This window comes from Acidithiobacillus ferridurans (genome assembly GCF_003966655.1).
GTDB classification, from domain to species: domain Bacteria; phylum Pseudomonadota; class Gammaproteobacteria; order Acidithiobacillales; family Acidithiobacillaceae; genus Acidithiobacillus; species Acidithiobacillus ferridurans.
In genome coordinates this window covers 2,447,082-2,461,159 of record NZ_AP018795.1, presented here as the reverse complement: position 1 = coordinate 2,461,159, position 14,078 = coordinate 2,447,082, and the positions used below count along the sequence as shown (strand labels likewise).

General features: G+C 57.3%; 13 protein-coding genes and 2 pseudogenes. 8 read left to right on the top strand and 7 right to left on the bottom strand.

What is annotated here, in order from left to right; genetic code table 11:
* Positions 1-14: 14 nt before the first annotated feature.
* The 3 genes from AFERRID_RS12685 to AFERRID_RS12675 all read left to right on the top strand — a co-directional run bounded on the left by AFERRID_RS12685 (position 15) and on the right by AFERRID_RS12675 (position 2,485).
* On the top strand, positions 15-1,652 hold the full coding sequence (locus AFERRID_RS12685; RefSeq protein ID WP_126605357.1) for an IS66-like element ISAfe4 family transposase: 1,638 nt from the start codon (positions 15-17) through the stop codon (positions 1,650-1,652).
* 189 nt (positions 1,653-1,841) lie between these two features.
* The gene (locus AFERRID_RS12680; RefSeq protein WP_232027577.1) at positions 1,842-2,279 is read left to right on the top strand and encodes a DUF6883 domain-containing protein; all 438 of its coding nucleotides are present in this window, start codon (positions 1,842-1,844) and stop codon (positions 2,277-2,279) included.
* A complete protein-coding gene (locus AFERRID_RS12675; RefSeq protein WP_126605356.1) occupies positions 2,276-2,485 on the top strand; it encodes a DUF4926 domain-containing protein in 210 nt (69 codons plus the stop codon). The genes AFERRID_RS12680 and AFERRID_RS12675 overlap by 4 nt, the downstream gene beginning before the upstream one ends.
* Before the next feature lie 225 nt (positions 2,486-2,710).
* On the opposite strand, the gene AFERRID_RS12670 is transcribed toward AFERRID_RS12675, so the two are convergent.
* From AFERRID_RS12670 to yghU, 7 genes and pseudogenes are all read right to left on the bottom strand, one after another.
* Positions 2,711-3,295, bottom strand: coding sequence for a beta-class carbonic anhydrase (locus AFERRID_RS12670; RefSeq protein WP_126605355.1), 585 nt, complete (start codon positions 3,293-3,295; stop codon positions 2,711-2,713).
* Positions 3,296-3,600: 305 nt separating this feature from the next.
* A complete protein-coding gene (gene istB, locus AFERRID_RS12665; RefSeq protein WP_126605354.1) occupies positions 3,601-4,338 on the bottom strand; it encodes an IS21-like element helper ATPase IstB in 738 nt (245 codons plus the stop codon).
* Entirely contained in the window at positions 4,331-4,915 is a 585-nt protein-coding gene (locus AFERRID_RS16260; RefSeq protein ID WP_404813250.1) for a Mu transposase domain-containing protein, read from the bottom strand. The genes istB and AFERRID_RS16260 overlap by 8 nt, the downstream gene beginning before the upstream one ends.
* A gap of 15 nt (positions 4,916-4,930) precedes the next feature.
* Positions 4,931-5,716: pseudogene (gene istA, locus AFERRID_RS16255) on the bottom strand (IS21 family transposase); the annotation flags it as partial.
* Between the two features lie 44 nt (positions 5,717-5,760).
* Positions 5,761-7,307, bottom strand: a protein-coding gene (locus AFERRID_RS12655; RefSeq protein ID WP_126605353.1) for an IS3 family transposase whose coding sequence is annotated in 2 segments (ribosomal slippage) — positions 5,761-6,845 and positions 6,845-7,307 — 1,548 coding nt in all. Because the reading frame shifts where the segments join, the coding sequence is not laid out codon by codon here.
* A gap of 59 nt (positions 7,308-7,366) precedes the next feature.
* Positions 7,367-7,498, bottom strand: a complete 132-nt coding sequence (locus AFERRID_RS16250) for a helix-turn-helix domain-containing protein (RefSeq protein WP_404813273.1) — start codon at positions 7,496-7,498, stop codon at positions 7,367-7,369.
* A gap of 326 nt (positions 7,499-7,824) precedes the next feature.
* Positions 7,825-8,616 (bottom strand): annotated as a pseudogene (gene yghU, locus AFERRID_RS12645) (glutathione-dependent disulfide-bond oxidoreductase); the annotation flags it as partial.
* 92 nt (positions 8,617-8,708) lie between these two features.
* Here yghU and tnpA point away from each other — a divergent pair.
* The 5 genes from tnpA (at position 8,709) to AFERRID_RS12620 (ending at position 13,818) form a co-directional block, all read left to right on the top strand.
* Complete coding sequence (gene tnpA / locus AFERRID_RS12640) at positions 8,709-9,041, top strand: IS66 family insertion sequence element accessory protein TnpA (protein ID WP_126605351.1); 333 nt, start codon at positions 8,709-8,711, stop codon at positions 9,039-9,041.
* Positions 9,032-9,379, top strand: coding sequence for an IS66 family insertion sequence element accessory protein TnpB (gene tnpB, locus AFERRID_RS12635; protein ID WP_012536650.1), 348 nt, complete (start codon positions 9,032-9,034; stop codon positions 9,377-9,379). The genes tnpA and tnpB overlap by 10 nt, the downstream gene beginning before the upstream one ends.
* 49 nt (positions 9,380-9,428) lie before the next feature.
* Positions 9,429-11,066, top strand: coding sequence for an IS66 family transposase (gene tnpC, locus AFERRID_RS12630; RefSeq protein ID WP_126605350.1), 1,638 nt, complete (start codon positions 9,429-9,431; stop codon positions 11,064-11,066).
* Between the two features lie 455 nt (positions 11,067-11,521).
* Entirely contained in the window at positions 11,522-13,573 is a 2,052-nt protein-coding gene (locus AFERRID_RS12625; protein ID WP_126605349.1) for a DNA topoisomerase 3, read from the top strand.
* Positions 13,570-13,818 (top strand): hypothetical protein, encoded by a 249-nt coding sequence (locus tag AFERRID_RS12620; protein ID WP_126605348.1) that lies wholly within the window; start codon positions 13,570-13,572, stop codon positions 13,816-13,818. The genes AFERRID_RS12625 and AFERRID_RS12620 overlap by 4 nt, the downstream gene beginning before the upstream one ends.
* The last annotated feature ends 260 nt before the right edge of the window (positions 13,819-14,078 follow it).

The following is a 14,078-nucleotide window of genomic DNA, read 5'->3' as shown; positions in this document are numbered from 1 at the left end:
GATACTATTTTCTGATGATTTCAGCGCCGCAAACGCCTCTTCCCACCAGCCCGGACGCCCTGCGCGATCTGGTGCTGAGCCTGCTGCAACAGCAGGAGGAACAGGAAGCGGAACGCACCCGGATCATCGCCCAACAGCAAGCGGCCATTGCCCTGCGCGATGAAACCATCGCCCGCCTGGAAAGCACCATCGCCAAACTGCAGCGCTGGCGATTCGGACGCCGTTCGGAAAAGCTCTCTCCCGACCAGATCAGTCTTTGGGAAGAAGCGCTGGATACCGAAATCGCGGCGATGGAAAGCCTCCTCGAAACCGTTCTGGAAGACAGTGCGGCCGTGACCGCTGGCCGTGCAGAGGGAGCAGCCGCCGACGCGCAGACCGTAACGGTCCCCGCCCGTCCCGTACGCCGGCACCCCGGCCGCATGGCGATCCCCGCCCATCTGCCCCGGGTAGAAGTACGTCACGATCCCAAGACTTGCACTTGCGCGCAATGTGGGGGTCCACTCGAAACGGTCGGGGAAGAGATCAGCGAAAAACTGGATTATATCCCCGGACGCTTCCAGGTCATTCGCCATATCCGCCCCAAACTGGCCTGCCGCCCCTGCGGTACCCTCGAAAGTCCGGCATTACCGGCACAGGTGATTGACAAGGGCTTGCCCACGGCGCGCCTGGTGGCCCATGTGATGACGGCGAAACACGTGGATCACCTGCCTTTGTACCGGCAGGAAACCCAGTACCAGCGAGCGGGCGTACCGATCTCTCGCGCCACCCTCTGCAGCTGGCTGGGTCAGGGCGAATACTGGATCAGCCTGCTCGCCGAAGCCTGCAAAAGGGCCTTGCTGGAAGGAAAGATTCTGCACGCCGACGAGACGCCCTTGCCGGTCCTCAACCCCGGCAGCGGCAAGACGGACAAAGCCTATCTCTGGGTGTATCGCAGCCAGGCGGATGCCCCGCATCCCGTCGTGGTCTTTGATTATGCCCCGGACCGTAAGGGGATCCACGCGCAGCACTTTCTGGGTGACTGGCAAGGCATCCTCCAGACCGATGACTATGGGGGGTATGATGCCCTCTACCGCAAGGAACAGATCATCGAAGCGGGATGCTGGGCGCATGTCCGCCGCCACTTCTATGACGTGGAACAGCGGGGTCCCAGTCCGGTAGCCCAGAAGGCCCTGGCCTGGATCGTCAAACTCTACGCCATCGAAGCGGAGATCAAGGAATCTCTACCAGATCAGAAAGTCGCCGCCCGGCAGCAGCGTGCCGGTCCCCTGCTGGAAGCCTTCCATGCCTGGCTCACGGAAACCCAGATGCAGGTGGCGCCGAAAAGTGGCATCGCTAAAGCCATCGGCTATGCGCTGAAGCGTTGGAAAGCACTGACGCTCTACCTCGAAGAAGGACAACTCAGCATCGATAATAATCCGGTGGAGCGAGCGCTGCGGGGCGTGGCCATTGGTCGCAAGAATTTTTTATTTGTTGGAAATGATGCCGGTGGCGAGCGTGCCGCGTCCTTCTACAGCATCATCGAAACGTGCAAACTCAACGGCATCGAGCCCTTCGCGTACCTCTGTGACGTGCTCGAAAAGCTCCCGACCTGGCCCAACAAAAAACTCCACGAACTCTTGCCGTGGAACTGGAAAAAATCTGCATTAGCCTGATTGGCGCCAACCCGCAAGGGTGGGTTGGCTGAACGTTTACGCTTCCGCTGCATCACCGACCATTCCACAGCGCCCAGATCACGCCACCCGGTGCTCCGGAACTTCATGGTCGGCATCGGGACCAATCCGGGAAACTTCGGATAAAGGGCAAAACTTGCTACTCCTTATTCAGCCGCGTGAGGCTGAGAATTGCCGGGGCTGACTCGCATAGATATGGTCCAGCTGCAGGAAATGCACTATGATCCTGTCTGGTATTCGTTTGTAATCGAAGGCTTGCCTCTGACAGATATGATGCTACCCAATGCAGAAAGGGCGATCCTGGACATTCGCAAGCTACGAGAATACACCCTGAATCCCGGTCACCTTGCCGGAGGCAACAAGGCCAGGGTGTTCGCCTCGTGCCTGGGGATAGGCCAGCAAGATGCCGAGCTGCTGCGCTCAGCATGCCTCCGTGCCATACTAAGCAATGAGGCCACCGAGAAGGTGGCCGACAGCCATGGCAAGCGATACCAGGTGGATTTTGTCATGCAGCACCAGGGAAAGTCCGCGATCGTTCGCACAGGTTGGATCATCAGGACTGGAGAAGACGTTCCCAGGCTGACAAGTTGCTATGTGAGGACATCATGAAACTACTCGACGTTGTAGCGCTTTTGGAACCCATACCAGAGCAACATCTTCTGCGTGGCCAGGTCGGGACTGTCGTGGAAGAGTTAGATCCTGGTTACGTGGAAGTGGAGTTCCTTGTGGGCGACGACTATATCACCCTAGCGGTTGCGGAGGATCGCCTCATGCCGCTGCACTACGCTCCAAACAAAAGTATTCGCGCGGCGTGATCTAAAAGGAGTACCACAGAAGTTTTTTCGCACTTAAGATGACTCTTAAAGACTGAAAGCGGTCATTAGGTCCAAGGGGTTGATCGAATGCTGGATATTTTGTATTCCAAACAAATAAAAGACCCAACAGCAAGCCGCGGGTCTTATCTCAGGTAGTATTTGTTAGATTTTTCTGCAAGCATTGGGGAATCAGACTCGAAGAGATTTAACTGAACCGAAAGAGGGTTAATTTTTTGCGCGTCCGGCTGCACACGCTTCTGGAACCTCAACCAACTTCCCACTATGCACGTCATAGATGTAGCCATGGATTGGAATATCTGAGGGTACTAGTGGGTGATTACGAATGCGTTGCACGTCTTCCAGAACGCTTGGTTCCTGTTTACCAATAGTAAGCCATTTAATATAATCGCCTTCTGTAGAGCCACCACCGCCACCCGCATCGTGCCAACCACTCGCATCAATGCTTGCTCCTTTAAGACTGCTGCGCAAAAGATTGCACATAATCTCATCTGTGAATGTCTGCATACCACAGTCCGTATGATGGATGACAAACCATTCTCGTGTGCCTAATAGTTTATAGGAAATCACTAAAGAACGGATGGCATCATCACTTGCCCTGCCACCGGCATTACGGATGACGTGAGCGTCTCCTTCAGCCAGTCCGGCATACCTTGCCGGATCCAAGCGAGCATCCATACAGGTTAAGATGGCAAATCTACGACCAGGAGGCATAGGAAGCTTGGCCTTGTCTCCAAAATCTTTAGTATACTTACTATTCGCTGATAATACTTCGTCTCTGATCTTGCTCATGACATTACACCTCACTGGGTAAGTCGCAAAAATAAATCACGGTATTTTAATGTTAGCGGATAATAATTATACCAACTCCACCAACAAGTTAACCGTAGGTTATAGTGGACTCCTCAGTCAAGGAAAAAACACTGTTGGACGAAGCCGATGCGCGGAGGATGTGGTGGCAAGTGTGAGCATCTGAATTCAACATAGAGCCTCAGTCCTCTCGTGAGGGATGGTTTCTTTACAAACTGTGAGGTGACCTTATGTGTCAATCAGTGTCGAAAATTGACCGCCTAACAGCGTCCAATTTTGACCAGGGTTTAGGCTGACTTTTTACGCTGTTTGAAGCGGTAGGAGTCGTTTCCGGTCTCAAGGATGTCGCAGTGATGGGTGACGCGATCAAGCAGGGCAGTGGTCATTTTTGCGTCGCCGAACACGTTGACCCATTCGCCGAAGCTCAGGTTTGTGGTGACAATCAGCGAGGTTTTCTCGTAGAGCTGGCTGATAAGGTGGAAAAGCAAGGCGCCGCCGGATTCGGGGAAAGGCAAATAGCCGAGTTCATCCAAGATGACCGCGTCCATCAGGGTGAGTTGGCGGGCCAGATGCCCGGTCTTGGCCAGTTGCTTTTCCTTATCCAGCAGATTGACCAGATCCACGGCGTTGTAGAAGCGCACGCGCTTGCCCTGCTGCACGGCAGCGACACCGAGGGCTGTGGCGAGATGGGTTTTACCGGTACCCGTGCCGCCGACCAGGATCAGGTTGTGGGCAGTGTCGAGGTAGCCGCCTTGGGCGAGCTGTTCGATCCGAGCCTGCTCTAGTGGACCTTCCTGCCAATTGAAACCACTGAGATCCCGGTGTACGGGAAAGCGTGCGGCCTTGAGCTGATAGGCCAGGCTACGTGCTTGACGGTCGGCCTGTTCGGCATCCAGCAGGCGCATCAGGATGCCTTCGGGCGGGATGGGGTGCCTGGGCGACTCCGCCTGCAATTCCCGCCACGCCTCGGCCATGCCGTACAACTTCAAGCCGCGCAAGCGGTTCAGGTGGCTGGACTCAGACATGGCATCCTCCCAACAAGCTATCGTAGCGCCCGCAGTCGGCGACTGGCTCATTACGCAGGATCAGGACGGCAGGCACCGCCATCGCAGGACTTCGTTCCGGCTCGGTCAGACGGCGTAACTCATTGAGCACCACCGAGGCATGGGGTTGCCCATGCTCCGAGGCCAACTGGCACGCCACATCCAGCGCTTCGAGCCCGCTACTGCGGGCGGCCAGCAACAGATCAGCGAAGGCCCGGTCGCCCTTGGGCTGCTTGAGCAGAAAGGTGCGCACCCGCTCAATAGCCAAAGGGAGCTGCCATTCGATGAAGGGCTGACCATGCCTCAGTGCCCCGGGCTTGGTTTCGAGGATCGGCACATAGTGCCAGGGCTGGCAGACCAGTTGATCCCGCCCGAACAGACGTTCATGTTCAGCAATTGCGTTCCCCTCGGCCACGATCCGCACATGGGTGGCGCTGATACGCACTGAAATCACTTTACCCGCCCAGGCGGCTGGCACGCTGTACCGGTTACGGTCGACCGAGATGAGACAGGTACTGGACACCCGCTGCGGTTGTTCGACATAACCGTCGAACGGCATCGTGACCGGCCGCAGTGCCGGTTGCTCCGCCGCCCAAGCCTCGGTAATGCGGCAGAGCTTGTTCGGATGCATTCGTTCGGCCAGTTCCCGGCAGCGACGCTCAAGCCAAACATTGAGTTCAGCAAAGTCAGCAAAATGGGGCGTCGGGGTGAATAACCACTCCCGGATATTGCCCACCTGATTCTCGACCTGCCCTTTCTCCCAGCCCGAGGCAGGCGTACAGGCCACCGGCTCGAACAGGTAGTGATTAGCCAGCGCCAGAAAACGTCGGTTGAACTGGCGTTCCTTGCCGCTGAACACCGCATCGACCACCGTCTTGAGGTTGTCGTAGACCATCTTCTGCGGCACACCGCCGAAGAAGGCGAATGCCCGATCATGGGCATCCAATACCATCTCCTGCGTCTCACGGGGATAGGCGACCACGAACATTGCCCGGCTGTGGGCCAGCCGAAAGTGCGCCAACTTGATCGTCTGCGTCACCCCGCCCAGTACCACATGCTCGTAACTCCAGTCGAACTGGCCGACCTCGCCGGCTGCAAAGGACAGGGGCACGAAGGCTTGCGTGACCGTGCCACGCCCCGATGACGCTGTCTTCCATGTCTTCACATGGCGCTGAACGCTGTCATAGGCTCCGTGATAGCCCTCGGCCTGCAAGCTCTCGAACAAACGCTGGGCGCTGCGCCGCCGGGCTTTGGGTAAGGTGGCATCAAAAGCCAGCCATTGCTCAAGCATGGTTGAGAAAGGCCCGAGTTGCGGTTTGGGTTGGGTGGATCGCCGATAGGCCGGTTCGGCCAGCATGCCAAGGTACCGGCGTCTGTCAAGGTAGTTGTCGCGTCACCCATTTTTTAAGCGGCCTTTTTATCCTGTCGCTGCGGGTTCAGATCTACCGCACCGATCGGTGTCCAATTGCGTGTGCGGCCTGACCAGCGCGCTGGGTTTCTCGCCTTGGCTGCCTCATAGAGGGCATGGCGCTTCGCCAGCAGCACATGATCCTCGCCCCGGTGACGCTGGGCGGGGGTGACGAAGCGAATGCGGCTGTGACGATGCTCATGGTTGTACCAGGCGATGAAGTCACGCACCCAGATTCGTGCGGTGTCGAGGTCCGCAAAGCCGCTTTCCGGCCACTGTGGGCAGTATTTCAGCGTCCGGAACAGCGACTCTGAATACGGGTTGTCATTGCTGACCCGTGGTCGGCCCCGGGATGGGGTGATCCCCAGATCGTAGAGCTTGGCCAGCAGGGTAGATGATTTCATCGGGGCGCCATTGTCGGAGTGCAAGACCAGTGGCTGCCGCCAGCATTGCTCCGCCATAAAACCCCTCTGGATGAGCGCAGCGGCATACTCGCCACTCTCCTCCGTATGGACCTCCCAGGCCACCGCCTTGCGGCTGTAAAGATCCTCAAAGAGGTAGAGATAGTAGTACTGCCCACGCACCGGCGACGGCAAATAGGTGATGTCCCAAGACCAGACGGTGTTGGCTGCGGTGGCCGTATGGGTGGTGGGTAACTTCTCCTTGCGGGGCGGGTGCGCACGGCCACGCCGTGCCCCCATGCCCTCGGCCTTGAGGATCCGGTAGAAGGTGGACTCCGATGCCAGATAAACCCCCTCATCCGCCAGCCGTGGCACAATCTGGGTCGGTGGCAGGTGTGCAGTATCCGGACGATGACAGGCGTCCAGCACCTCCTGCACCTCGGCTTCACTCAGCTTATTGCTGGGTGCCAGTCGTTCGACCGTCGTGCGGGCATCCGCCTTCACCATTCCCTGCTCCTCTGTCCATCGCTGGACGGTGCGTAATGATAAACCTGCTTCTGCGCAGGCCCGCGACCGGCGGGCGCCGCCGTCAGCCGCTTCCTGTATCCAGGCGACCAATTGTTGCCGCTCCGGGACCGGGGTTAATCTTCCCCGGCGTCGTCCCCCCAGAGGGCGTTCAATTTTTTTCGCAAGATCAACAGCGCAGCCGCCTCGGCTAAGGCCTTGTCTTTGCGACGCAGTTCCCGCTCCAGCTCACGAATCCGTCTCTGGTCTGCACGGGCTTGCGCACCCGCTGTCTGTTTCTGTTGGGTGGCGGTCTGCTGTCCAACGATACAAGCCTGTTTCCACGCTTTTACCTGGTCTGGATACAGCCCTTTCTCCCGGCAATATTCGCTCAACTCCACCTCGGACAGCAGGGCCGTTTCCACCACCGCTGCCAGTTTGGACTCGGCAGACCAACCCTCTGCTGTCTTCTTGGTCACTGCACTCATCGCCCCACTCGCTATCGCCTGCTTACGCCAATGGTACAGCGTAACATCAGAAATCCCTTCCTGTTTGGCCAGTTCTGCCACGGACAAACTGGTGGGCGGCAACATCTTCTGCAATACAGCGGCCTTACGTTCTGCTGAATAATGCTTCATCCCGATAATCCACTTTCCGCCCCCACCCTATGCCTGACTCCATTTCAGAGAGGCGACAACTACCCTGACACCGGGGGGTACTTCTTGACCGTATTACGCGAGAGATTTAAAGAACGGGCGATAGCGCTAATGCTCTCCCCGCCCACCTGATGTCGACGGCGAATCTTGCCGATGGTTTCCATGCAAAGCACTCCAGGATGACCTCCGCCTAAACGACGGAGTGTGGCACAACCAGGGGTGGTCAATTTTGGACGCTGTTTCCCCCGGATTCCTGCTCACTTTTGCACGCTGTTTTACACCTTATGTGAGCAACGATTGCAGTACTGCCCTACAAACCTGTGAATGACAGCTTCCGCTGCCATGTCGCCTTGAGTCCCGATGGTCGGCAGTAGAAAGCGGTCATTCATTATCCATGATCACAATTGCAGAATTTAGTTTTTTTCCATGACAGAAGAAGCTCGTCACTAACCCCCCAAAGGAACGAGGTTTGCTTCAGTATGAATGGCCAAGCCTTTGATTATAGCTTGGCATTTACGAGCTTATCTTGCGTGCGTAGATCAAAGTCACTCACATCATGGCGTTCATGCAACTGGCTGGAAAGTTCGCCAACGATACGGTTGACTTTGATCCCGCGTTGTACCTCAGGACGGGCATAGATGTTGTCTGTCCAGCGCCGAACATTCGGGTAGTCCTTCACCGAAAGAAACTCCGCAGCATCGTACAGCCAACCTTTAACCAAACCACCATACCAAGACCAGATGGCCATATCAGCAATCGTATATTCGCTACCTACTATATATTCATTTTCCGAGAGCCGTTTATCAAGCACGTCAAGTTGTCGCTTGGCTTCCATAGCAAAACGATTGATTGCATATTCAATCTTTTCTGGGGCATAGGCGTAGAAATGACCGAATCCGCCACCCAGGTAAGGGGCGCTCCCCATCTGCCAGAATAGCCATGATAGGCACTCGGCGCGCCTACTTGGATCGGTAGGCAGGAACGCCGCAAATTTCTGTGCTAAATACAGCATGATCGCACCAGACTCAAAAACCCGAATAGGCTGTGAACCGCTGTGATCCACGAGAGCTGGGATCTTGGAGTTCGGATTCACTGCTACAAAACCACTTCCAAATTGATCCCCGTCACGGATACGGATTAGCCACGCGTCGTATTCTGCACCGATATGACCCTGTGCTAACAACTCTTCTAGCAGGATTGTTACTTTTTGGCCATTGGGCGTCGCCAGAGAGTACAGTTGCAATGGGTGATGACCGACGGGGAGTTTTTTATCGTGGGTTGGTCCTGAAACGGGACGGTTGAGGGTAAGCGTCTAAGCAACCCACCTTCCCAAATTTCCTGACCTGACCGATCCTGATCTGCATTCAGCGCGGAGGGATGGTGATGAAGAAAGAAGAGAAAGTCGCTTATTGGCGGCAGCAGGTAGAGGGATTTCAGGCGAGCGGACAGTCGGTCAAGAATTATTGTGCGCAGGCGGGGATCACCGTAGCCACGCTGCATTACTGGCGCAAACGCTTTGCCGATTCTGCACAAACGCCGTTGCTGTCCGCCGTGCCCGAAGGGTTTTTGCCGGTAACTCTGGCCGCGCCGGTCAGGACGCCTGTTTCACCGGTGGAAATTCACCTGTTATCCGGTCGTAGCCTGAAGCTTGCGGCGCCGGTAGATACCAGCTGGCTCCAGACCTTGGTGCAGATTCTGGAAAGACCATGTGGCTAAATTCGAGCAGCCGGATCTGGCTCGCGGCAGCGCCCGTAGATATGCGGTTAGGCTTTGATGGCCTGGCGGCCAAGGTACAGGGGGTATTGGCTGCCGATCCTTTTTGCGGTCATGCTTTTGTCTTTCGCAACCGCCGAGGGGATCGTCTGAAATTGTTACTGTGGGATGGACTGGGCTTCTGGCTGGTGTATCGCCGTCTGGATCAGGGACGACTCCATTGGCCCCGCGCCGATGCCGGTGCCATAGAACTCTCCGCTGCGCAGTGGGCGATGCTGGTAGAGGGGCGCCCGTGGACGCCGTTACCGAGCCTGGAAAAATGCACACCAACACTGCTGTAACTAGCGGGAATTTCTTGTATAAATAGCCCAGTTCCGATACTATTTTCTGATGATTTCAGCGCCGCAAACGCCTCTTCCCACCAGCCCGGACGCCCTGCGCGATCTGGTGCTGAGCCTGCTGCAACAGCAGGAGGAACAGGAAGCGGAACGCACCCGGATCATCGCCCAACAGCAAGCGGCCATTGCCCTGCGCGATGAAACCATCGCCCGCCTGGAAAGCACCATCGCCAAACTGCAGCGCTGGCGATTCGGACGCCGTTCGGAAAAGCTCTCTCCCGACCAGATCAGTCTTTGGGAAGAAGCGCTGGATACCGAAATCGCGGCGATGGAAAGCCTCCTCGAAACCGTTCTGGAAGACAGTGCGGCCGTGACCGCTGGCCGTGCAGAGGGAGCAGCCGCCGACGCGCAGACCGTAACGGTCCCCGCCCGTCCCGTACGCCGGCACCCCGGCCGCATGGCGATCCCCGCCCATCTGCCCCGGGTAGAAGTACGTCACGATCCCAAGACTTGCACTTGCGCGCAATGTGGGGGTCCACTCGAAACGGTCGGGGAAGAGATCAGCGAAAAACTGGATTATATCCCCGGACGCTTCCAGGTCATTCGCCATATCCGCCCCAAACTGGCCTGCCGCCCCTGCGGTACCCTCGAAAGTCCGGCATTACCGGCACAGGTGATTGACAAGGGCTTGCCCACGGCGCGCCTGGTGGCCCATGTGATGACGGCGAAACACGTGGATCACCTGCCTTTGTACCGGCAGGAAACCCAGTACCAGCGAGCGGGCGTACCGATCTCTCGCGCCACCCTCTGCAGCTGGCTGGGTCAGGGCGAATACTGGATCAGCCTGCTCGCCGAAGCCTGCAAAAGGGCCTTGCTGGAAGGAAAGATTCTGCACGCCGACGAGACGCCCTTGCCGGTCCTCAACCCCGGCAGCAGCAAGACGGACAAAGCCTATCTCTGGGTGTATCGCAGCCAGGCGGATGCCCCGCATCCCGTCGTGGTCTTTGATTATGCCCCGGACCGTAAGGGGATCCACGCGCAGCACTTTCTGGGTGACTGGCAAGGCATCCTCCAGACCGATGACTATGGGGGGTATGATGCCCTCTACCGCAAGGAACAGATCATCGAAGCGGGATGCTGGGCGCATGTCCGCCGCCACTTCTATGACGTGGAACAGCGGGGTCCCAGTCCGGTAGCCCAGAAGGCCCTGGCCTGGATCGTCAAACTCTACGCCATCGAAGCGGAGATCAAGGAATCTCTACCAGATCAGAAAGTCGCCGCCCGGCAGCAGCGTGCCGGTCCCCTGCTGGAAGCCTTCCATGCCTGGCTCACGGAAACCCAGATGCAGGTGGCGCCGAAAAGTGGCATCGCTAAAGCCATCGGCTATGCGCTGAAGCGTTGGAAAGCACTGACGCTCTACCTCGAAGAAGGACAACTCAGCATCGATAATAATCCGGTGGAGCGAGCGCTGCGGGGCGTGGCCATTGGTCGCAAGAATTTTTTATTTGTTGGAAATGATGCCGGTGGCGAGCGTGCCGCGTCCTTCTACAGCATCATCGAAACGTGCAAACTCAACGGCATCGAGCCCTTCGCGTACCTCTGTGACGTGCTCGAAAAGCTCCCGACCTGGCCCAACAAAAAACTCCACGAACTCTTGCCGTGGAACTGGAAAAAATCTGCATTAGCCTGATTGGCGCCAACCCGCAAGGGTGGGTTGGCTGAACGTTTACGGTTGAGGAGCGTGACAGCACTAGCTGCTTCAGTCTTGTTCCAGACCCAAATCTTAGGGGGCACGTAGTCCGTTGAATTGGTCATGAATGATTCTCCTTGAATTGAACCAGGTTACAATTTAACCATACTCGGTCATCACAACAATCGGTTCAATGCAACCCATGCCCATCAAACTGACAGGTTGCCGCATCTCGCCTTTGACGTGCTCAAATTTGGCAACCATTCTTCTCTACTCAATCCCTTGTGTAAATCCAGAACATGATGATCAGTTCGCTGGACGACCGCTTACGCTGCATCTTGGTCGTTCGGATTTAACGTCTGCCGGTCGGTGACAGTGACCGACCCAACAACGATCTATACCCTCGCGTTGGGGTGACGCAGAGCGTCTACCCGGTAGACGATTGAGGGTGTCTGATGAAAGTATACATTGCCGAGAAGCCCAGCCTGGGCAAGGGTATCGCCGAACATCTTCCCGGCGGGAAGAGCAAAGGCAATGGATTCATCCAGTGCGGGTCCGATACAGTCGTGACCTGGTGCTTCGGCCATATCTTCGAGCAGGAAGAGCCGGACTTCTACACGCCCGATGATGTCCCCACCACGCCGAAGGGCAAGAAGAAATGGCGCTTTGAGGAACTGCCCATTTTTCCTGAGCAATGGAAGAAGCGGGCAAAAGATGACGCCAAGGCCCAGATCAAGGTGATCCGAGATCTGCTCCGGAAAGCCTCGTCCGTAGTCAATGCCGGCGACCCGGACCGAGAGGGCCAGCTGCTGGTGGATGAGGTTCTGGAAGAGCTCCGCTGGAATGGGCCTACGCAACGCATTTGGCTGTCCGCCCTCGATGAGCAGTCCGTGCGTAAGGCTCTGGCATCGCTCAAGGATAACCAGGACTACCAGAATCTCCGAAACTCCGCCGAAGCCCGTGCCCGCGCGGACTGGCTCATGGGCATGAATCTCACCCGCGCATTCACTCTGCGCAACAGCGGCGCCGGGGTCGTCTCCGTGGGCCGTGTGCAGACGCCAACGTTGGCTCTGGTCGTGGCCCGTGACGAGAAGATCGAGCACTTCAAGCCGAAGGACTACTACGTTCCGCGCATCAACGCGGGCTTCTGGGCCACCTGGGAGTTGCGGGAGGATTTCGAGGGGGTCGATGCCGAAGGGTATCTCACCGACCGGAAAGCCGCTGACCGGCTGGTAACCCGGGCCAAAGCAGACGGCAAGGCGTCGGTGAAGGACTTCACCAGCGCCGAAAAACAGCAGCAGGCACCATTAGGCTTCTCCCTTGCCGAGTTACAAAAGGTCTGCTCCGCCAAGCTCGGCATGTCGGCACAAAGTGTCCTTGATGCGGCCCAGGCGCTGTACGAGGAGCACAAGGCGGCGACCTATCCCCGGACCGATTGCCGCTATCTTCCGGAAGAACAGCATGGGGATGCCAGACAGATACTGTCCGGCCTGACAAAAGCCGGATTTGCGAATCTGGTGAAAGCCGCCGATTCCAACCGGAAGTCGGCCATCTGGAATACGGGCAAAGTGACGGCGCACCACGCCATCATTCCGACCGGCTCCATGCAGGGCTCTATGAGCCCCGCAGTGGCCAAAGTCTACGAGATCATCGTCCGCTCCTATCTCGCGCAGTTCTATCCGCCCTATTTGTACCGGGCGATCAAGGCCCTACTGACTTGCACCAGCGAGGACTGGAAGGCGACTGCCAACATCCCGGTATCCGTAGGCTGGAAAGCCGTGTATGGGATGACCGATGACGATAATGATGACACCCCCGCCCAGCCGATCCCGGCGCTCAAAAAAGGCCAGGTTCTGACCGTCCAGGATGCAGATGTCCAGGCAAAACAGACCAAGCCGCCGGCACGATTTACGGATGGGTCGCTCATTGAGGCCATGAGCAACATCCATAAGGTGGTGGAGGATGAGGCCGCCAAGGCCAAACTCAAGGAAACCTCTGGCCTGGGAACCGAGGCCACTCGGGCCAGCATCATTGAAACGCTGCTGACCCGGGGATTCATGGGGCGCAAAGGCAAGCAGATTCTCTCCACCCAGGCAGGGCGGGCGCTGGTTCACGCGCTGCCCAAAGACCTCACGGATCCCGTCCTGACGGCGCGCTGGGAAGATGCCCTGTCATCCGTGTCTCAGGGCCGCGTGACGCTACAGCAGTTCGAGGAAGCCCAGCGCAAATTCGTGGTGCGTATGATCGAGGCGGCCAAGGCGACGCCCGTTGCTGTCGGTCAGGCGCGGTCCTCCACGAGCGCGCGGGGTAAGGCGTCAACCGGAAAAACGCGGGGCGTCGGACAAAAGACTGGCCCCGCCTGCCCGGACTGCAAGAAGCTGACCATCGCCCTGAAGACGAAGAAGGGCGATGTCTTTTTCAAGTGCGAGGGCTGCCAGTCCTGCTGGTGGCCGGACAAACAGGATGACAAGAAGCTCGGAACGAAGTGGGGGGCTAGAAAAGAATGAGTACGTTAGAAGAGAAGACTGGATGTCTCACACACAGCAGGATCGAGGGGAAGAGTATTCCTGATTTCACAGGCAAAGCAAAAATCGACGGACAGGTGTATTTGTTGTCCGGTCGGAAATATGTCGGCGAGGATGGCCGTGAATATATTTTCATCCGACTCAGAGATATTTTTGGTGGCCCGGTCAGAAATTCCCGGAAGTCACACATTCAACCACCCGCTCTCGATGATGATGATGACTACTGATATAAAATCGTCTTTCCGAAAAAAAACGACATCGCCGAATCGTCTACCGGGTAGACGATCCGCGTTTTTCCCGCAGGACATATGGTCGCGTTATCCCCGCAGCTCCACCGCCTTGTGGACGGCTCCCCTTGCAGGGGACCAGCCGGGCCACGCCCCGGCTTGCCGCCAGGGGTCCGGTTGGACCTAGCTTCGTTGTCTGGGCTTCTGGCCGTGGATTTTGGGGGTAACGCTTCAAGGTAATCGTCTACCCGGTAGACGGT